The 19,362-nt window shown below is 63.1% G+C and carries 19 protein-coding genes and 1 riboswitch; of the genes, 11 read left to right on the forward strand and 8 right to left on the reverse strand.

What is annotated here, in order from left to right:
* Nucleotides 1-123: 123 nt before the first annotated feature.
* The gene (locus ACFQ95_RS00745) at nt 124-609 is read right to left on the reverse strand and encodes an Lrp/AsnC family transcriptional regulator (RefSeq protein ID WP_422828871.1); all 486 of its coding nucleotides are present in this window, start codon (nt 607-609) and stop codon (nt 124-126) included.
* A 137-nt stretch (nt 610-746) separates the two neighbouring features.
* Here ACFQ95_RS00745 and ACFQ95_RS00750 point away from each other — a divergent pair, with 137 nt between their 5' ends.
* Both ACFQ95_RS00750 and ACFQ95_RS00755 read left to right on the forward strand, forming a co-directional pair.
* Nucleotides 747-1,763, forward strand: a complete 1,017-nt coding sequence (locus ACFQ95_RS00750) for a 1-aminocyclopropane-1-carboxylate deaminase (RefSeq protein WP_422828872.1) — start codon at nt 747-749, stop codon at nt 1,761-1,763.
* An 8-nt stretch (nt 1,764-1,771) separates the two neighbouring features.
* Nucleotides 1,772-2,206, forward strand: coding sequence for a hypothetical protein (locus ACFQ95_RS00755; protein WP_422828873.1), 435 nt, complete (start codon nt 1,772-1,774; stop codon nt 2,204-2,206).
* Between the two features lie 2 nt (nt 2,207-2,208).
* On the opposite strand, the gene ACFQ95_RS00760 is transcribed toward ACFQ95_RS00755, so the two are convergent.
* The 4 genes from ACFQ95_RS00760 to fnr form a co-directional block, all read right to left on the reverse strand.
* A complete protein-coding gene (locus ACFQ95_RS00760; protein WP_422828874.1) occupies nt 2,209-2,655 on the reverse strand; it encodes a universal stress protein in 447 nt (148 codons plus the stop codon).
* A 124-nt stretch (nt 2,656-2,779) separates the two neighbouring features.
* Nucleotides 2,780-3,310 (reverse strand): chromate transporter, encoded by a 531-nt coding sequence (locus ACFQ95_RS00765; RefSeq protein WP_422828875.1) that lies wholly within the window; start codon nt 3,308-3,310, stop codon nt 2,780-2,782.
* The gene (locus ACFQ95_RS00770; RefSeq protein WP_422828876.1) at nt 3,307-3,888 is read right to left on the reverse strand and encodes a chromate transporter; all 582 of its coding nucleotides are present in this window, start codon (nt 3,886-3,888) and stop codon (nt 3,307-3,309) included. The genes ACFQ95_RS00765 and ACFQ95_RS00770 overlap by 4 nt, the downstream gene beginning before the upstream one ends.
* Before the next feature lie 240 nt (nt 3,889-4,128).
* Complete coding sequence (fnr, locus tag ACFQ95_RS00775) at nt 4,129-4,893, reverse strand: fumarate/nitrate reduction transcriptional regulator Fnr (protein ID WP_422828877.1); 765 nt, start codon at nt 4,891-4,893, stop codon at nt 4,129-4,131.
* A gap of 212 nt (nt 4,894-5,105) precedes the next feature.
* On the opposite strand from fnr, the gene hemN reads away from it, so the two are divergent.
* The 3 genes from hemN (at nt 5,106) to ACFQ95_RS00790 (ending at nt 10,422) form a co-directional block, all read left to right on the forward strand.
* Nucleotides 5,106-6,506, forward strand: a complete 1,401-nt coding sequence (gene hemN, locus ACFQ95_RS00780; protein ID WP_422828878.1) for an oxygen-independent coproporphyrinogen III oxidase — start codon at nt 5,106-5,108, stop codon at nt 6,504-6,506.
* Nucleotides 6,507-6,631: 125 nt separating this feature from the next.
* The gene (locus ACFQ95_RS00785) at nt 6,632-7,993 is read left to right on the forward strand and encodes an HD-GYP domain-containing protein (protein WP_422828879.1); all 1,362 of its coding nucleotides are present in this window, start codon (nt 6,632-6,634) and stop codon (nt 7,991-7,993) included.
* A complete protein-coding gene (locus ACFQ95_RS00790) occupies nt 7,990-10,422 on the forward strand; it encodes a sensor domain-containing protein (protein ID WP_422828880.1) in 2,433 nt (810 codons plus the stop codon). Before ACFQ95_RS00785 ends, ACFQ95_RS00790 begins: the two co-directional genes overlap by 4 nt.
* 126 nt (nt 10,423-10,548) lie before the next feature.
* Here the strand turns inward: ACFQ95_RS00790 and ACFQ95_RS00795 are convergent, their stop codons facing one another.
* From ACFQ95_RS00795 to ACFQ95_RS00805, 3 genes are all read right to left on the reverse strand, one after another.
* On the reverse strand, nt 10,549-11,364 hold the full coding sequence (locus ACFQ95_RS00795; RefSeq protein WP_422828881.1) for a sulfite exporter TauE/SafE family protein: 816 nt from the start codon (nt 11,362-11,364) through the stop codon (nt 10,549-10,551).
* Between the two features lie 420 nt (nt 11,365-11,784).
* Nucleotides 11,785-12,099: a cell division protein ZapA gene (locus ACFQ95_RS00800; protein ID WP_422829221.1), complete on the reverse strand. Its 315-nt coding sequence runs from the start codon at nt 12,097-12,099 to the stop codon at nt 11,785-11,787.
* A gap of 5 nt (nt 12,100-12,104) precedes the next feature.
* Nucleotides 12,105-12,350: a cell division protein ZapB gene (locus ACFQ95_RS00805; RefSeq protein WP_422828882.1), complete on the reverse strand. Its 246-nt coding sequence runs from the start codon at nt 12,348-12,350 to the stop codon at nt 12,105-12,107.
* A gap of 38 nt (nt 12,351-12,388) precedes the next feature.
* A riboswitch (cobalamin riboswitch) is annotated at nt 12,389-12,639 on the forward strand.
* Between the two features lie 81 nt (nt 12,640-12,720).
* Here ACFQ95_RS00805 and ACFQ95_RS00810 point away from each other — a divergent pair.
* The 6 genes from ACFQ95_RS00810 to ACFQ95_RS00835 are packed head-to-tail and all read left to right on the forward strand — an operon-like array spanning nt 12,721 to nt 19,361.
* The gene (locus ACFQ95_RS00810; RefSeq protein ID WP_422828883.1) at nt 12,721-14,604 is read left to right on the forward strand and encodes a TonB-dependent receptor domain-containing protein; all 1,884 of its coding nucleotides are present in this window, start codon (nt 12,721-12,723) and stop codon (nt 14,602-14,604) included.
* 3 nt (nt 14,605-14,607) lie between these two features.
* On the forward strand, nt 14,608-16,059 hold the full coding sequence (locus ACFQ95_RS00815; RefSeq protein WP_422828884.1) for a cobyrinate a,c-diamide synthase: 1,452 nt from the start codon (nt 14,608-14,610) through the stop codon (nt 16,057-16,059).
* A complete protein-coding gene (locus ACFQ95_RS00820; protein ID WP_422828885.1) occupies nt 16,056-16,655 on the forward strand; it encodes a bifunctional adenosylcobinamide kinase/adenosylcobinamide-phosphate guanylyltransferase in 600 nt (199 codons plus the stop codon). The genes ACFQ95_RS00815 and ACFQ95_RS00820 overlap by 4 nt, the downstream gene beginning before the upstream one ends.
* The gene (locus ACFQ95_RS00825; protein ID WP_422828886.1) at nt 16,652-17,533 is read left to right on the forward strand and encodes an ABC transporter substrate-binding protein; all 882 of its coding nucleotides are present in this window, start codon (nt 16,652-16,654) and stop codon (nt 17,531-17,533) included. The genes ACFQ95_RS00820 and ACFQ95_RS00825 overlap by 4 nt, the downstream gene beginning before the upstream one ends.
* Nucleotides 17,530-18,570: a FecCD family ABC transporter permease gene (locus tag ACFQ95_RS00830; RefSeq protein WP_422828887.1), complete on the forward strand. Its 1,041-nt coding sequence runs from the start codon at nt 17,530-17,532 to the stop codon at nt 18,568-18,570. The genes ACFQ95_RS00825 and ACFQ95_RS00830 overlap by 4 nt, the downstream gene beginning before the upstream one ends.
* Nucleotides 18,567-19,361: an ABC transporter ATP-binding protein gene (locus ACFQ95_RS00835; protein ID WP_422828888.1), complete on the forward strand. Its 795-nt coding sequence runs from the start codon at nt 18,567-18,569 to the stop codon at nt 19,359-19,361. The genes ACFQ95_RS00830 and ACFQ95_RS00835 overlap by 4 nt, the downstream gene beginning before the upstream one ends.
* The last annotated feature ends 1 nt before the right edge of the window (nt 19,362 follow it).

Here is a 19,362-nt window from a genome sequence, read left to right on the forward strand (position 1 = left end):
GCTTTCAATGGGTCAACGGCTTTTGGCCATTGCCCATGAATTCGGCTGCATGTTTGGCTTTTCTCCTGAGGCTTTTCGGCCTTAGAACGCCGAACTTGAGCCGACCACGCTCGACTCGTTGTGTCAGATCGGCAACTGCGTGGTCGACAACACTTGTTTCAACACCATGAAGGTGCGGATCTGCCGCACGCCCGGCAGATAAAGCAGTTGCTCGGCGTGCAGGCGGTTGTAGCTGTCGTTGTCGCGCGTGCGCAGCAGCACGAAGTAGTCGAACTCGCCGGTGACCACATGGCACTCCTGGCAGCCCGATACCTTTTGCACTGCCTTTTCAAACTCGGCAAACGAGGTGGGTGTGGAGCGGTCCAGCACCACACCAATCATCACCAGCGTGCCGCAGTCGAGTGCGGCCGGGTCTAGCAGCGCCACCACCTTCTTGATCAGCCCCAGGCTCTTCAAGCGCTCCACGCGCCGCAGGCAGGCCGGGGCGCTGAGGTTCACCTTGGCGGCCAGCGCCACATTGGAGACCGAGGCGTCGCGCTGCAGTGCGCGCAGTATGGCGCGGTCGGTACGGTCGAGCGCATTCTTGTCAGGCAATTTTGTTGTGCTCATGGCTTTTTAAGCGGAATAAAAGTACTTTAATGAAGAAAAAATCTCGCCTGAGTTTCGTTGAAGGCGCATATTTTGCAACCCTAAAACAAGGGCTAGCTCCTAGGATTCAAGCCATGTTTTGAACAAGGAGCACTGTCTTGAACCTGCAAAAATTTCCACGCTACCCGCTGACCTTCGGCCCGACACCGATTCAGCCCTTGAAACGCCTGAGCGCACACTTGGGCGGCAAGGTGCAGCTGTACGCCAAGCGCGAAGACTGCAACAGCGGACTGGCGTTTGGCGGCAACAAGACCCGCAAGCTGGAGTACCTGATTCCCGAAGCGCTGGAGGGTGGCTACGACACCCTGGTGTCCATAGGCGGCATACAGTCGAATCAGACACGCCAGGTGGCGGCCGTGGCGGCACACCTGGGCTTGAAGTGTGTGCTGGTGCAAGAGAACTGGGTCAACTACTCCGACGCGGTCTACGACCGTGTGGGCAACATCGAGATGTCGCGCATCATGGGCGCCGATGTGCGCCTGGATGCGGCGGGCTTCGACATTGGCATACGCAAAAGCTGGGAAGACGCGATGCAGAGTGTGCGCCAGGCGGGCGGCAAACCATTCCCGATTCCGGCCGGTTGCTCCGAGCATCCAAAAGGCGGGCTGGGCTTTGTGGCCTTTGCCGAAGAGGTGCGGCAACAGGAAGCCGAGCTGGGTTTCAAGTTCGACTACATCGTGGTCTGCGCCGTCACCGGCAGCACACAGGCCGGCATGGTGGTGGGTTTTGCGGCCGATGGCCGGGCCGACCGCGTGATCGGCATCGACGCTTCGGCCAAGCCGCAGCAGACCTTTGACCAGGTGCTGCGCATCGCCAAACACACGGCCCATCTGGTGGAGCTGAACCGCGACATCAGCGCCAAGGACGTGGTGCTGGACACGCGTTTTGGCGGGCCCGAATATGGCCTGCCAAACGAGGGCACCTTGGACGCTATTCGCCTGTGTGCGCGCATGGAAGGCATGCTCACCGACCCGGTGTACGAAGGCAAGTCCATGCACGGCATGATAGAGAAGGTGCGTTTGGGCGAGTTTCCTGCGGGCTCGAAAGTGCTGTACGCCCACCTGGGCGGTGTGCCCGCGCTCAACGCCTACAGCTTTCTGTTCCGCAACGGCTGAGCCGCGTCATGCAGCGGCTGCGCAGTGCCACAGTCGAGGGTTGTGGCACACACATGCAGTGGCTGTGCGAGGCCAATTTGGTGGACGAAGCCTTGCGCACAGCCGCCTTGTTGGAGCGTTCGCATGCGCTGGGTGTCGAGCTGTGGCGCGTGGACGATTGGGGCGCGCTGGTGGAAGATGGCATAACCAACGAGCGCTTGTGGCTGCAGGGCCTGCGCCCGCAGATCAACAGCCGTTTTGAGCGTTTGTTGCTCGCCACCCACGGGCCGATTCTGGCGCTGACGCGTGGCGAACGCGCCACGCCAGAATTGCTGCGGGCCTTTGCGCCGCCTGGCCGTCGTTATCTCAGTGTGGGCGGAGCCGATGCTGCCGCCATCGTGCAAGCCGCAGTGCGCCTGGCGCAAGATGATGGCGGCGAGTGGATACGCCTGGCCGTGACCTGAGCCTAGGGCCGCAGCACCAGCACCGGAATGTGCGAATGCGTCAGCACGTGCTGCGTCTCGCTGCCCAGCAGCAAACGCTTCAAGCCGTTGCGCCCGTGTGAGGCCATCACAATCAAGTCGCAGTTCTGGGCGGTGGCGGTTTTGATCACGGTCTCGGAGACCAGGTCTGACTTGGCCGTGAGCCCTTGCACCGTGACTCCGCGCTCGGCGCCTGCCGTGACCACGGCGCCCACCACTTGTTGTGCCGACTCCTGCCATTTCTTTTCGACATCGGCGATGGCGCGGGTGTCTATGGGTGCTGCACCTTCAAAGTAGCTTTGCGGATAGTAGGGCACGACCTTCAGCGCGATGAGTTCGGCCTTCAGGTCTGCGGCCAGCGCGATGGCGCTTTGCACGGCCTTGTCGGACAGCTCGGAGCCGTCGGTTGCCACCAGAATGCGTTTGTACATGGTGTGTCCTCCTTGGGTCTAGACACGCGGGCTTGCGTGACAAAAAGCATCATACGCAGCAACAGCAAATTTGCGAGCCCAGTGATGACCCTGGTTGATACAGGTCATGGCGCGCTAGAAAACGTCAACGCAGCGCCACCCAAAATACCAGCCCACCGAGGGCGAGTACCAGCAGCGGGCTGAGCCGCTTCCATGCCGCCAAAGCGATGGTGGAGAGGGCCGCCACCGACCAGGCCCAAACGCCGCCTTCGGCCGCACGCAACACCGTGCACGACGCGGCCAAAATCAAACCTGCTGCCACCGGCGCCAGGCCGGATTCAATGGCGCGTACCAGCGGTTTGCCCCGGTAACGCGACCAGACATGCGCCAGGGCATAGACCAACACCGAGCTTGGCAAAAAAATCGCCACCGAAGTGAGTAACGCGCCCCAGATGCCGGCCACCTGCCAACCCACCAAGGTGACCAACAAGGCGCCGGGCCCGGGGGTGATGCGTGACAGTGCGTACAGGTCGAGAAACTGTGCGTCGCTCATCCAGCCCTGCACGTTGACCGACTGGCGGTGAATGTCGGCCACGATGCTTTGGCCACCGCCCACCGTCAGGAACGACAGTGGCGCAAACACCGCCAGCAGGCTGCTCAATAGCTGCAGGTTCATGGCGTGCTGGCCTCGGCTGCTGCCTCAGCACGTATACGCCGCCATGCCAGCGTGATGGACAGCGGTGCCATCACCCCCACCACCCACAGCAGCGGCAGGCGCCAGAAGAAGATGGCGGCAAACGTGGCCAGCAAAATCAAGCTGCGCGCCCAGCCTTTGGCGGCATGCAAGGCCGCACGCAAGCCGGTTTGCAGCGACAGCCCCACCGCTGCTGCCGCAATGCCGGCCAGCACCACATGCACACCGCGTACATCGGCCACGTGAGAGAACACACTCGCCAAGGTCAAGGCCACCACCATGGGTGGCAACACGATGCCGCAGGCCGCGACCACCGCGCCGGCGCCGCCCAGCAGTTGAAAGCCAATCCAGATCGACAGGTTGACGACGTTGATACCGGGGAACGCCTGCGCCAAGGCCAGGCCGCTCAAGAATTCCTGCTGCGTGAGCCAGGCGCGGCGCTGCACAAACTCGCGCAGCATCCAGCCGCTGAGGCCGCCGCCGAAGCTGGTCAGGCCGATTTTGGAGAAGGCGAAAAAGAGGCTACGCAGCGTGGGCGCGGTGTCGGCTTGCAGAGGCATGGTCTGAGCGCTTAAAGCCTGTTCAAAATCTATTGAGGCCCCAATGGATTTTGAACAGGCTCTTACTGGGCAGAGTGGCGAGAAAAATATTCTAGGAGCGCTGAGCCATCTTCGCTGCGGCGCTGTTGCCCACGGTGTGTAGCTTTACATGGCGCTGCTGGCCGTGCTTGAAGAAAAAATGCCTTTGGCGCTTGGTGGAAAAGCGCAAGATGCTATTGAATTGGTAGCGCTAGCCTGCGCTTAGGATGCACAGCCTTGCAGGTTGACCAGCCGGTTCAGCTTGTCCGCATCCAGAATACGCACGTGCCGCTGTTTGACTTCAATCAGCCCGTTGTCGACCAATTTGGAGAAGGTGCGGCTGACCGTTTCGAGTTTCAGGCCCAGGTAGCTGCCGATCTCTTCGCGTGTCATGCGCAGCACCAGTTCGGATTGCGAGAAACCCCGCGCATGCAGCCGCTTGGCCAGGTTCAGCAAAAAGGCCGCCACACGTTCTTCGGCACGCATGCTGCCGAGCAGCAGCAAGACGCCATGTTCACGCACGATTTCGCGGCTCATGATGCGGTGCACGTGATGTTGCAGAGCGTTCACCTCGCGTGAGAGTTCGCCCAGGCGGTCGAAAGGCATTACACACACCTCGGCATCTTCCAGCGCCACGGCGGTACAGCTGTGCACTTCGTTGACGATGCCGTCCATGCCCATGATTTCACCGGCCATCTGAAAGCCGGTGACCTGTTCGCGGCCGTCCTCGGAGGCGACGACGGTTTTGAACACGCCCAGGCGTATGGCATAAAGCGAGGCAAAGCTGTCGCCCTGGTGAAACAAGGTCGTGCCGCGTTTGACCGTGCGGCGCGAGGCCACCACATCGTCTATGCGCACCAGTTCTTCGGCCGTGAGCTGAGCGGGCATGCACAGTTCGCGCAGATTGCAATTGGAGCAGGCGATCTGTATGGCGCCTGGCAGCGGTTGGGGCGTTCTATGGTGGCCAAGTGCGGGGTGGGATGACATAAATCAAATTTTGCGGCATTCCCAATGCTGCGGCACTGATATGGGTCAATAAGTTGCCGCTTGTGTCGCGGCACATTGTGTGCATACGGTCTATACGTCGCCATTTCCTCTAGGCCTTGGTTTTTTTCGCGCGTCGCCGGCGCAGAGAAGCATACGTGGCATTTCTTGAGGTTTGTTCGGCGTGACCTTTTGCTTGAACCGAGTGTTGTCCCATGAGCATGATCACACCCGAGGTATTGCGCCGCATGGATCAGCCAGGTCCGCGCTACACCTCATACCCCACGGCCGACCGCTTTGTCGATGGTTTTCAGCCAGCCGGCTTTATTGCCGCGTTGGCTCAACGGCGCGAGCATGCCAACGCGGGGCTGGTGCATCCGCTGTCGCTGTATGTGCATATCCCTTTTTGCGAGTCGCTTTGTTACTTTTGTGCCTGCAACAAAATCGTGACGCGACAACGCGACCGTGCCCAGGAGTATCTTGACTATCTGACGCGCGAAGTCGCCCTGCAGGTGGCGCACCTGGGGCCGGGACAGGCCGTGAGCCAATTGCATCTGGGCGGCGGCACGCCCACTTTTTTGAGCGACGAGCAATTGGCGCAGCTCATGCAGCTGTTGCGCGACAACTTTCGCTTAGCACCCGATGGCGAGTTCTCCATCGAGGTGGATCCGCGCACGGTGACACCCCAGCGCCTGGCCAACCTGGCCGCGCTGGGTTTTAACCGGCTGAGTTTTGGTGTGCAGGATTTCGACCCTGCGGTGCAACAAGCCGTGCACCGGGTGCAGGCCGCCGAAGAGGTGTTTGCCCTGGTCGCGGCGGCCAGGGCGCAGGGTTTCAAGTCCATCAACATCGATTTGATCTATGGCTTGCCGCGGCAGACCGCAGCCTCGTTTGCGCGCACCCTGGAGCAGGTGCGGCAACTGCGCCCGGACCGGCTGGCGCTGTATGCCTATGCCCATCTGCCCGAGCGCTTCAAGCCGCAGCGCCGCATCGCCCAGAGCGAACTGCCCGTGCTGGATGACAAGCTGGGGCTGCTGCGTCTGGCCTTGGACAGCCTGGTGCAGGCGGGTTATGTGCATGTGGGAATGGACCACCTGGCCTTGCCTGGTGATGCCCTGGCCGTGGCCAAGCGGCAAGGCCGGCTGCACCGCAACTTTCAAGGTTACAGCACACAAGCCCATTGCGATTTGCTTGGACTGGGGGTGTCGGCGATTGGCCGTATGGGCGCGCTGTTTACGGAGAACGCGCGGGATTGGGCGCATTACCGCAGCTGTATAGACCAGGGCCAACTGCCGATTGCACGTGGGTTGCTGTTGTCGCGCGACGATTTGGTGCGCCAGAGTGTGATCATGGCGTTCATGTGCCAGGGTGAGGTGCAATTTGAATCAATTGCCACAGCGCATTTCATTGACTTTCGGCGTTACTTTGAGCCTGAACTCGCGGTGCTGGCTGAATTTGAGCGCGATGGTTTGCTGGAAATGAATCTTGCAGACCAGGGCGCTATCCGCGTCACCGCCATTGGCTGGTATTTAGTGCGTACCATCGCCATGGTTTTTGATCGTTATTTGCAATTAGCGCGGGGTGAGGGACGTGAAAGGTTTTCGCGCGTGGTGTAAGCGAAGACCCTTGCAGGGCCAAAGAATTGACGCCTAAGCGACACTCGGGTCAAATTGGTAACAAGATGTCTTTGATTCGCGGCATAATCTTTTGATGCCACAACGCCCAAATTGCATCTTATTTTATGGATGTGCACCAATCAGTTTGGATTGATATCGGCCAACTTCGGCGTGGCATGTACATACAGCTCGACCTTGGGTGGATGGAACATCCGTTTCCGAAGGGCAGCTTCAAGATCGCTTCACACGAGCAAATTGGTGCGATCCGCTCACTCGGCTTGAGCCGGCTGCGTTATTACCCCGGCCAAAGCGACCCCGCCAGCGAAAGCGACTTTGCGGCTCTGCAGGAGCAACTGCCCCCGGGCATGACAGTCGCGCCCGATGAGGCGCCGGCATCCATTGGTGCCGAAGTCCCTGAACCTGCGATCGCTGCCGCCGCAACGCCTACCGTGACGCGTATGCAGGAAGTAGAGTGGTTGCGCAGCCAGCGCCGTGAGCAACTGGCCAACCAGCAACGCAGCCTGGAGCGCTGCGAGCGCAAGTTTGGTGAAGCCATGGTGCGCTTCCGCCGTCTGGCTGCTGCGGTCGGAGAGCAGCCGAAATCCGCCGCCGACCAAGCTGCCGAGCTGGTGCAAAGCTGCGTGGCCGAGGTTTTGGGCGCCGGTGATTCGGCGATTCGCCTGTTGTCCGAAACCATGGGCGACCGCAGTTCCGAGCATCCCGTCAATGTGATGGTGGTTTCGTTGCTGCTGGGCAAGGCGCTGGCATTGCCCGCCACCGAGCTGCAGTCGCTGGGTATGGCCGCGGTGTTGCACGACATTGGCAAGACGCAGGTGCCCGAGCGGCTGCGCGCCATGGACGAAAAGTTTTCCGCCAGCGAGCGCATTGGATACCGCGAGCACGTGGCCTTTGGTGTGGCGCTGGGCAAACGTATGGGCTTGGCGCCCGAGGTGCTGCTGGGCATGGCGCAACACCACGAGTTGGTCGATGGCTCGGGCTTTCCGCAAGGGCTGCGCGGCGAGCAGATGTCGCAGGCGGGCAAGATTCTTGCACTGGTGAATCTTTACGACAACCTGTGCAATCCTGCGCGCCTGGTGAATGCGATCACGCCGCACGAAGCCCTTTCGATGATCTTCGCCCAGATGAAATCCCGGTTCGACACCGCCACCCTGGGCGCTTTTATCCGCCTGATGGGGGTGTACCCGCCGGGTTCGGTTGTGCAATTGGTCAACGATGCCTATGGTGTGGTGGTTTCGGTGAACTCCGCCCGGCCACTGAAGCCGCGTGTGATCCTGCATGACCAGAATGTGCCACGCGCCGAAGCGCTGATCGTCGATCTGGAACAACGCCCCGATCTGGGCATACGGCGCAGCCTGAAGCCGGCGCAACTGTCGGCCTCGGTACGTGAATACCTGGCCTTGCGTCCGCGTGTTTGTTACTACGTCGAGCGCAGTGGCGGCCTGGACCGTTTGGGAAGCCAGGCGTGACCCTGCCGGCGTTGGGGAGCCTCATCGAGGCGATGCTGGATGCTGTGTGTGTGGTGGAGCCCGGCACGCTGCATATCCTGGCGGTCAACGACGCCGCGGTGCAACTGCTCGGTGCCGGCCGCTTGAGCCTGGTCGGCCGGGTGGTAACGGACTTCATGGTGGCACTCGAAGACCAGTTTTTCTGGGAAGAGGCGGCCACCGGGCACGCCGATGGCATCCACTCGGAGACCAAGCTTCTCACTGCGCAGCAAGAGCCTAGGCAAGTCGAGCGCCGTGTCACGCTGACCACCTTGTCCGATGGCAGTTCCGCGTTTGTGGTGTGCCTGCGTGACCGCAGCCAGCACCGCCGCATGGAAGACGAATTGGAGCTGGTGCTGGCGGAAATGCAGGCCACGCTGGAGGCCACGGCCGATGGTATTTTGGTGTGTGATCTGCACGGCAACACCACCGCCTGCAACCGCCGCTTTGCCGAGATGTGGGAAATGCCCGAGACCATGCTGCTGCGTCGCGACGACGACGCGCTGGTCTCGCACATGGCCGAATCCACACTCGATCCCGAGGCCTACCGCCAGCGCCTGGAGGGCTTGTCGCTGTCGCCGCTGACGGAAAGCTCCGACCTGCTGGTGCTGCGTGATGGCCGCCTGATCGAACGGGTGTCGCTGCCGCAGCACAACCAGGGCCGCGCCATTGGCCGGGTGTATTCGTTCCGCGACATCACCCAGCGTGTGGCATCGGAATCCAGCCTGCGCCTGGCTGCCAAGGTTTTTGAATCCAGCCTGGACGCGATTTTTATTGCCGGCCCCGACCATCGCATCGTGGCGGTGAACCCCGGTTGCCTGAGCCTGACGGGTTTGGCCGAAGCGGATGTGCTGGGTCAAGAGGCGCAAAACTTGTTCACGAGTTTGCACGACGCCGATTTCCTCGCGCGCCTGAAAGAGAGTTGGGTCGAGGATGGTTATTGGCAGGGCGAGACCACCCACGTGCGCCGCGACGGTTCCGAATGCGCAGTCAAATTGTCCTGGGTGGCGCTGCGCACCGACCAGGGTGAGGTCATGCAAAGCATTGGCTTCTTCAAGGACTTGACCCAAGAGAAGGCCAGCCAGAAACGCATAGAACAACTGGCCTACACCGACGCCCTGACCGGTCTGCCGAACCGGCTGATGCTGAGCCAGCATATCGAGTATGCATTGCGCATGGCGGCACGCGGTGGCGGCGAGTTTGCGGTGATGTTCCTCGATCTGGACCGCTTCAAGAACATCAACGATTCGCTGGGCCACCAGTTTGGCGACCGGGTGCTGATCCAGGTGGCGGAGCGTTTGGGCCACTGCCTGCGCGAGGTCGACACCTTGTGCCGCCTGGGCGGCGACGAATTTGTGATGCACCTGCACCTGGCCGATGCAGCCGCTGCCGAACGTGTGGCGCGGCGTGTGCTGGAGAGCCTGTCGCGGCCGTTTGCGGTGGACGAGTTGCAGTTCTCGGTGAGCTGCAGCATAGGTGTGGCCATGTATCCGAACGATGGCGCCACGCTGGACGAACTCATCAAGTGCGCCGATACCGCCATGTACCGCGTGAAAGACCGCGGCCGCAACAACTTCTGCTTCTACCAGCGGCAGATGAACATCGAGCTGTTGTCGCGTATGAAGATGGACCACGCCATGCGGGTGGCCATGGATACCGGCTTGTTCCGCCTGCATTACCAGCCGCAGGTGAGCCTGGACAATGGCCGCGTCATCGGTGTGGAGGCACTCATACGCTGGTTTGATCCGGTGCTGGGCCATGTGTCGCCGGGCGACTTCATTCCGCTGGCCGAAGAGAGTGGCTACATCGTCACGCTGGGTGCGTGGGTGCTGGCCGAAGCCGTGCGTCAGGCCGCGGTGTGGCAGGAGGCCGGCCGGCCCATGATGGTGTCGGTCAACGTTTCGGCGCTGCAGTTTCAGCAGACCGATTTTGTTGAGCAGGTGGCCAGCGTGTTGCAGGCCGTGGGCTTGCGGCCCGAGTTGCTGGAACTGGAGTTGACCGAATCGATTCTGGTGCAGGACGCGGCCGAAGCGCTGGCGCGGCTGGAAGCGCTGGCGGCCCTGGGTGTGACGCTGGCGATCGACGACTTTGGCACCGGCTACTCCAGCCTGGCCTACCTAAAGAAGTTCCCTATCCACAAGCTGAAGATAGACCGCTCGTTTATTCGCGGCTTGCCCGACGATGGTGACGACCACGCGATTGTCAGCGCCATCATCCAGATGGGCCGTGCATTGAATTTGACGGTGATTGCCGAAGGTGTGGAAACCAAGGCCCAGCGTGCCACGCTGCTGCGTTTGAATTGCGACCAGTTCCAGGGTTTTCTGTGTTCGCCTGGTGTGGCCGCAGAAGACCTGGAAACCGCCATGGCCCGCGCAGCAGAGCGCGAAGGTGCGGTGGTACTGCTGGATTAATAAGAGTAAGAGAGCCGCAAACAAAACTCAGCGAAGCGGTTCTGGCGCGGCGCTGAGTCGCAGGTCGTACGCCCCTTGAGGGAAATCAGTACGACAAGACGCAGTCGCGACGCCAGAAGAGTTTGGTCAGCTGCTCAGGCCGCGCCACAACATGTAGGCGCCGAGCAGGTACAACACGCTGGCAAACACCCGCTTGAGTTTCTTCACCGGCAGGGTATGTGCGGCTTTGGCGCCCAGCGGCGCCGTCAACACGCTGCATAACGCAATCACGCCGAGTGCCGGCAGCCAGATGTAGCCCAGCGAACCTGCGGGCGGGTTGGCCACCGACGTGCCGCTGATCACATAACCCACCACATTCGCCACGGCGATAGGAAAGCCCAGTGCCGCGCTGGTGGCCACAGCGTTGTGGATGCTGATGTTGCACCAGGTCATGAACGGCACGCTGATGAAGCCACCACCGGCACCGACCAGACCCGACATGAAGCCTATGACGCCGCCCGCCGTCCACTGGCCGGCCGGGCCGGGCATCTGGCGTGAGGGCGCGGGCTTTTTGTCGAGAAACATCTGTGTGGCCGAGAACGCCACAAAGGCGGCGAACAGCAGCGACAGCGAAGAGCCCTTGAGCACCGCAAAAACACCCAGGCTGCCTATCATGCTGCCCAGCACAATGCCGGGTGCCAGGCGGCGCACGATATCCCAACGCACGGCGCCGCGCTGGTGGTGTGCACGCACACTGGAGATGGAAGTGAACATGATGGTGGCCATGGACGTGGCAATGGCCATCTTCACGGCCAGGTCCGTGCCCACGCCGCGTGTGCCCATGATGAAGGTGATGAACGGCACCATCAGCATGCCGCCGCCAATGCCCAGCAGACCGGCCAAAAAACCGGTGCTCAGACCGAGCAGGGCGAGTTCAAGAATCAGCGTCGGGTCCAGGAGCATCCGGCTTGTTCAAAAAAATCTGGTGGGAAGCTGCCACAGCGCTTCGGCAGCAATTCGTGCCCATATCAGCCGTGAACGCGAAGATGAAACGCTGGCAGTACTTGAGTACGGCCAGCGAAATCGACAAGGTACACGCTTGATCTTGGTACGAAAGGAATAAGGTGTCTGCGAAGGCCACCGGACCCGCATCCTGAACCGGGGTTCAGGTGGGCTAGGTCAACCGCACATTGGGTTCATCTAACGCGAGATGATCACGCTTGCGAGGTGATATTCCAGGCCCGGGCTCAATGAGCATTGGTTCAAGGAAATATAAAGCCCGACGGGATCGCAGACGACTCTATTCTAAAGCCTGCTTTTGCCACTTTCACAAGTGACGCGCTGCACTTTACGCAGTCAGCCGATCAGCGGCAAAAACGCGCTTCAGATCAGTCGACCGTCGTCGCCCAGGGCCTCATCCAGACGCGCCAAAAGCGAGGCCAGGTGCTCGTCGCTGCCAGCGGCTTCGTCGGCAGTGGCGGGAGCCGTTTCCGTGGCGGCGCGCTCCGGTTGGTCGAAGGCCAGATTCAGCGCGGCAAGCACGGCGATGCGGTCGCGTGCCTTGACTTTGCCGGCGTCGCGTATGGCGCACATCGCGGCGTCCACCTTGGCCACCGCTTGCTGCAAACGTGAGGCGCCTTCTTCGGGGCAGGCCAGCAGATAACTCTGGCCCATGATCTGGACTTCGAGTTGGTTCATGTTGCTCATGATGCATCGCTCCGTGGAGCAGGCCGCACCACGGGTGGGCTGGAGATTTCAGGGAGCCGTTCAAGCAAGGCATCGATGCGCGCACGCGCCGCGGCCAGGCGTGACTTCAGCGATTCACGCTCGTGGCTCAGCAGGGCGACTTGTTCCGTCAGCAGTGCGTTGGTGCGTTGCAACTCGTGGTAGCGCACCAGAAGCCGCTCGGTGCGCTCGGCGATCTGTTCGATTTGGGTGGGTTGGGCCATATGGGGCGTTATTGTAGGTCGGCGGCCGTGCTTCCACCTGTAAAATCCGCGCCGTTGGTGCTCGCGGCTTGGTTCACAAGCCGCAGTTCAACGGGAAGCAGGAGGGGAACACTTTTTTCCTGGCCTGCGCTGCCCCCGCAACGGTCCAGCAGACGGGTTGTAGAACGCCAATGCGTTTGAACCACCCAGCTTTCATCACAAGGCCACTGAGCGTTTTCGAACACACGCTTGGGAAGGCGATGCGAGTTTTCTGCTCAGCCCGGATACCGGCCAACACAGTGGCCACAAGCTTGCCTCGCGCAGTTTGTGGCCGTGCACGCTCAAGCACTGGCGGGGACGCCGGTGAGAGCCTTCCAGTCTGTTGGTGATCATGAAAAAAATTCTCTCTGGCGCATGCTGCGGTCGTCTGGTTATGCTGCCGTTCGCCGTGTCCATGGCCATGCCCGCGCTCGCCCAAACCGCCTTGCCTGAGACCGTGGTCACCGCCACGCGTGTGGCGCAACCCCTGACCGATCTGGTGTCCGATGTGTCCATCGTCGACCGCGCCACGATAGAGCGCAGCGGCGCCACCGGCGTGGCCGACGTGCTGGCGCGTTTGCCGGGCGTGGAGGTCTCGCGTTCGGGTGGTATCGGCAGCCCAACCAGTGTGTTCATTCGGGGGGGCAATTCACAGCACACGGCCGTGTACCTGGACGGCGTGCGGCTGGACGTGCAATCGGGCAGCGGCGGGGCCAGCTGGGAAAGCATTCCGCTGGCGCAGATCGAGCGCATCGAGGTGCTGCGTGGCCCGGCGGCCGCGGTGTATGGCTCGGACGCCATTGGCGGCGTGATCCAGTTGTTCACACGCAAGGGCGAGGGCAAGCCCGCGCCTTACGTGGGTGTGGGCGTGGGCAGCAAGCGCCTGGGCAAGATCGAAGCCGGTGTCAGCGGAAGTACCGGGGCAAGCGGGGCGGACAACGCCATCGACTACTCCTTTGGTGTGGCGCGCGAGATCAGCGACGGCTACAACATCCAGCCGCAATACCTGCGCAAAACCAGCGATGGCAAGCGCAACCCCGACGACGACGGCTACCGCAGCACCTCGGGCAATGCGCGTGTAGGCCTGAAGATCAACAGCCGCCATAGCCTGGATGCGACCTGGCTTGGCAGCGACATGGACGCGCAGTACGACGACTTCAGCTACAACCCTGCAGCACCCGTCGACGACCACAGCACAAACCGCCTTTCGGCCAGCGGCTTGAACTGGAACGCGCAGTGGACCGACGCGTATTCGACACGCATAAGCGTGACCGACAGCGTGCAGCACTATGAAACCAATCCTTCGTTCTACCAGACCAAGACCAATTTGCGCGGCTATGTGTTCCTGAACGAATGGCGGCTTGGCGCCCATTTGTTGACGGCCACGCTGGAGCGGCGTGAAAACGCACTCGACAACACCTCGGTCAGCAGCAACACGCGCACCAGCTCGCAGAACGGTGTAGCGCTGGGTTATGGCTACAACCAAGGTGCACACAGCCTGCAGCTTAATGCGCGTTACGACGACGACAGCGGCTTTGGTGGCAAGTCCACCGGCAGTGCCGCTTACGGTTATGCGATCACCCCCCACTGGCGCGCCACGGCGTCTGCCGCCACGGCGTTTCGCGCCCCCACGCTGTACCAGCGCTATAGCGAATACGGCAAGGCCGACCTGCAGCCCGAGACCAGCCGCAACCTGGAAGCCGGCCTGCGCTACACCGCTGGTGCCAGCAGCATCGGTGCGGTGGTTTACCGCAACAAGGTGGACAACCTGATCACCTTCGTCAACGGTGCCGGGGCCTGTGTCTCCAGCTTTGGTTGTTACGAAGCTGTGGCCCAGGCCCAGTACCAAGGCGTGACGTTCAGCGGCAGCCATGCGCTGGCCGGTGTCAATCTGCGCGCCTCCGTGGACTTGCAGAACCCCACGGATGAACAAACCGGCAAAGACCTGGCCCGCCGTGCCCGCCGCCACGCCAGCCTTGGCGCCGACACCACCCTGGCCGGCTGGACGCTGGGCGCGGAGCTGCAGGCCTCGGGCGCACGCTTCGACGATGCCGCCAACAACAACGTGCTCGGTGGCTACGGTTTGATCAACCTCTCGGCCAGCACCCGTATCGGCCGTGATTTGAGCCTGCTGGCGCGTGTCGACAACCTGGGCGACAAGGACTACCAGACCGCCCGCACCTACGCCACGCCCGGCCGCACCCTGTACGTCGGCCTGAAATGGGCGCCGCAGTAAGTGATGGCTGCTGCTGAAGCCGCTGCCCGCCCGGCCCGTTCCTCGGCGTCTTTCCCCGTGTCTTCCCCGGTATCTTGCCCGGCCATCGTGGTCGCCGCTCCAGCCTCGGGGCAGGGCAAAACCACGGTCGCCGCGGCACTGGCACGCCTGCATGTACGCCAGGGGCGGCGCGTGTGTGTGTTCAAGTGTGGGCCCGACTTTCTCGACCCGCACTGGCTGCAACTGGCCAGTGCTGCGCCGGTGCAGCAGCTTGATTTGTGGATGACGGGCGAGGCCGATTGCCAGCAGCGTTTGTTTGACGCCGCCTCACCGGACGGGCAGGCCGCAGACCTCATCATTGTCGAAGGTGTGATGGGCCTGTTTGACGGCAAGCCCAGCGTGGGTGACCTGGCGCAACGCTTCGGCATCCCGGTGCTGGCGGTGGTCGATGCCTCGGCCATGGCCGGCACCTTTGGCGCCATCGCCCATGGCCTGCGCCACTACCGGCCGACCTTGCCTTGGGCGGGTGTGCTGGCCAACCGCGTGGCCGGTGCGCGCCATGCCGACATGCTGCGCGAGGGCTTGAGTGATGCCGACGATTGGCTTGGCGCCATGCCACGTGTCAGCCTGCAGACTCCCGGCAACGCGGCCCCCAAAGGCTTGTTACCCGAGCGCCACCTCGGCCTGGTCGCCGCGCATGAGTTGGCCGATGGCCTGCAGCGCCTGGACGCCGCTGCCGACGCCTTGGCCAGCACGCCGCTGGGCCAGATGTCTTTACAGGATCTGCAACGCTGGGCGGTTTGTTTTCCTGCGCCCGCAGCAACGGCGGCGCTCGCCAAACCACTGCTCGCCGGCCGCACCATCGCTGTGGCGCGCGATGTGGCGTTTTGCTTCATCTACGCCGCCAACCTGCAAACCTTGGAGCAGCTCGGCGCCCGGCTGGTGTTCTTCTCGCCGCTGGCCGATGTGTGTTTGCCCGCATGTGATGCCGTGTGGCTCACCGGCGGCTACCCCGAATTACATACTGAGCAGATCGGCGCCAACCAAGGCATGGCCGAGAGCTTGCGTGCCCACCTCGCCCAAGGTCGGCCGGTGTGGGCAGAATGTGGCGGCATGATGGCGCTGTTTGAATCTATCACCCTGGCCGATGGGCAACAGCGTGCGCTGTGGGGCTTGTTGCCTGGCCGGGTGACGATGCAGCGCCGACTGGCCGCGCTGGGGCCGCAGCAACTCACGCTCGATGGCGACGTCGATGGCGCTGTGTTGCGCGGCCACACCTTTCATTACTCCACCACTTCGAGTTCCGCAGCGGTGGTGGCCCGCACTGCGCGGCCCGAGCGCCCAGGCCTTGAAGCCAAGGCTGACGCTGGCGAAGCCGTGTACCAGCAGGGCGCATTACGCGCGAGTTATTTCCACGCCTGGTTTGCCTCCAACCCGGTCGCCACTGCGCGCCTGTTCGGCGGAGATGCGGCATGACCCAGGCCTTGATCGCGCAGAGTGAGTTGATCCTCGGCGGGCAAAAAAGCGGCAAGTCGCGCCGTGCTGAAGAACTGGCCCGCACCTGGCTTGCCCAGTCGCCCAGCCACCGTGCCGTGCTCATCGCCACGGCACAAGCCTGGGACGAAGAGATGCGTGAGCGCATTGCGCGCCACCAGCAGGACCGCGCACAACGTGTGCCGGGCATGCTTACGCTGGAGGAACCGCGCGACCTGGCCCATGCCTTGGTCCAACAGACACGCGCCGACACCTTGGTGGTCATAGACTGCCTCACCATGTGGCTGACCAACTGGCTGATGCCGCTGGACGCTGCCGAGGTTGCGCTTGAGGAAAAACGGCCTCTGCCGCCCGAGTACCTGGCGCAACGTGCTCTCTTTTTGGAAGCGATCCAGGACGCGCCCGGCCCCGTGGTGCTGGTGGGCAACGAGATCGGCCTGGGGGTGATTCCGCTGGGCCGCGAGGTGCGGGTATTTGTTGATGCGCTGGGGGTGCTCAACCAGGCCATGGCCCAAGCCTGCGGCCGCGTCACGCTGATGGCGGCGGGCCTGCCGTTGAGCTTGAAAGGCGGCGCATGACCCTTGTTCTCTGGCGCGCGGCTTTGGCGCTTGGTTTGCTGGCCAGCAGCCTGGCCCAGGCGTTCGACATCACCGATGGCCGGGGCCGGGTTGTGTCTTTGGCGCAGCCGCCACAACGCATTGTCAGCCTGTTGCCCTCGCTGACCGAAAGTGTCTGTGCGCTCGAGCAATGCCAGCGGCTGGTGGGGGTGGACCGCTACTCCAACTGGCCCGCAGCCGTGCGTGCCTTGCCCCAGGTGGGCGGCGGCATTGACCCGAACATCGAAGCCATCGTGGCGCTGAAGCCCGATGTGGTGCTGTTGTCCGTCAGTTCGCGCGCCAGCGACCGGCTGGAGGCGCTGGGCGTGAAGGTGGTGGCGCTGGAGCCTAAAAGCCAGGCCGATGTGCGGCGGGTTCTCGGTACGCTGGGCGAAGTGCTGGATGTGCCAGCTGCGCAAGGTGCCGAGCGTTTGTGGCGCGAGATCGATGCCGGGGTGCAGGCGGCCGCGCAGTCCTTGCCCGCCGCCGCGCGCAACCAACGGGTTTATTTTGAAGTCAGCCGAGGGCCGTATGCGGCGGGTGAAGCCTCGTTTATTGGTGAGTTGCTGCAACGCCTGGGTGCACGCAACGTGGTGCCGGCCGCGCTGGGGCCGTTTCCGCGTTTGAACCCCGAATACGTGGTGCGTGCCAACCCGGATCTCATCATGATAGGCAACCGCAGCATGCAGGCCATGGTGCCTTACCCCGGTTGGTCCAACCTCAAGGCGGTGCGCGACAAACATGTGTGTGTGTTCGGCCCGGACGAGTCCGACGTGGTGGTGCGCCCCGGCCCACGCATGGCCGAGGCGGCGCGCATCATGGCGCGCTGTTTGGCCGACAAAGGTAGCGCGCATCCATGAAGGCTTCACCGCGTAGAGACGCCTTAAACCACGATGCCGGTGCGCGCCGCGCGGTGCTGCTGGGCCTGTCGTTGCTGCTGCTGACTGGCGTGCTGGTGATGCTGGGCGCGAGTGTGGGCAGCACCGGTTTCGAGAGCCTGCGCGGCATGGCCATCGACCCCGTGGCCTGGCAAATTGTCTGGGACATTCGCCTGCCGCGCACGGTGGGCGCGTGGCTTGCCGGTGCCTTGTTGGGGCTGGCGGGCGCCGTGGCGCAAGGCCTGTTTCGCAACCCCTTGGCCGATCCCTATCTGCTGGGCAGCGCCTCGGGCGCGGCCTTGGGTGGCGCACTGGCAATGGCCTGGTTGGGGGTGTCGCCTGTAGCTGCGCAGTGGTTCGCCCTGGTGGGCATCACCGGCATGGCGTTTTTCGGCGCCGCTGGTGCGGTGCTGCTCACGCTGCTGCTGGCGCGTGGTGTGCAGCACAGCCTGCGCCTGTTGCTGGCCGGGGTGATTGTGGGTGTGGTGCTGGGTGCCGCGCGTGACCTGGTGGAGCTGGCTTCGCCCGACATCCTGCAGGCCATGCAGGCGTTTACCTTGGGCAGCACCAGTTTTGTGGGCTGGAACGCCTGTGTGCTGATGGCCTGCGCCTGGGGAGTTTGCGCGGCTGCGGCCTGGGGCCTGGCACGTGCACTCGACGGCCTGACCCTGGGCGAAGCCAGCGCGCGCAGCCTGGGTTTGCCGCTGGTGCCCATGCGCGCGGGCTTGATTGGGGTCATCGCCTTGGCCACGGGCGCTGCCGTGGCGCAGACCGGTTTGATTGCGTTTGTTGGCCTGGCCGCGCCGCACCTGGTGCGCTCCATCGTGCGGGTGACACACGCGCGCCACATCCAGCTCTCGGGCCTGATGGGCGGTGTGTTGCTGCTCGCGGCCGACGTGTTGGCGCGCTGGCTGCTGGCGCCGCAAGAGTTGCCGGTGGGGGTGCTCACGGCGGCCATCGGTGGCAGTTATCTGCTGTGGCGCATGCACCGCCGTTCGCGCGACGGGGGCTTTGCATGAACACTGCCGGCACCGCTTTGCAGGCGCGCAATCTCGGTGCGCGTATTGGTTCGGCGCAAATCCTGCACAGCATAGACCTGGCTTTGCCAGCAGGGCGCTGGACCAGCATCGTCGGCCCCAATGGCGCGGGCAAATCCACGCTGCTGAAACTGCTGGCGGGCCTGTGGCCACACGGCAGCCAGCAAGGTGAGGTGCAATTACTGGGCAAGCCGCTGGCGCAGTGGCCTGCGCGCGAGCGCGCACGTCGCCTGGCCTGGCTGGGCCAGAACGAAGGCGCGGGCGACGATCTCAACAGTTATGACATCGCCATGCTGGGCCGCCTGCCGCACCAGGCCTGGATGGCAGCGCCCAGCGCCGCCGACCACGCTGCGGTGGAGCAGGCGTTGCGCAGCACACAGGCCTGGGACTGGCGCCACCGGCCGCTGTCGCAGTTGTCGGGCGGCGAACGGCAACGTGTGTTGCTGGCGCGTGCGATCGCCGTGCAGGCCCAGGTGTTGCTGATGGACGAACCGCTGGCCAACCTCGATCCGCCACATCAGACCGACTGGCTGCAAACCGTGCAGGCCCTGGTGGCCAGCGGTTGCACGGTGGTGAGTGTGTTGCACGAGTTGTCGACCGCGCTGCAGGCCGATGCGCTGGTGGTGATGGCACAGGGCCGCGTGGTGCACCAGGGTGCGTGCACCGCACCTGCCACACACCAGGCCCTAGAGCAAGTGTTTGACCAACGTATACAGGTGCGCCAACTGGACGGCATGTGGCTGGCCTTGCCGCGCCTGCAGCCAACAAACTGAA

It is taken from the genome of Variovorax sp. HJSM1_2, assembly GCF_049316285.1.
Taxonomy (GTDB): domain Bacteria; phylum Pseudomonadota; class Gammaproteobacteria; order Burkholderiales; family Burkholderiaceae_C; genus Rhodoferax_B.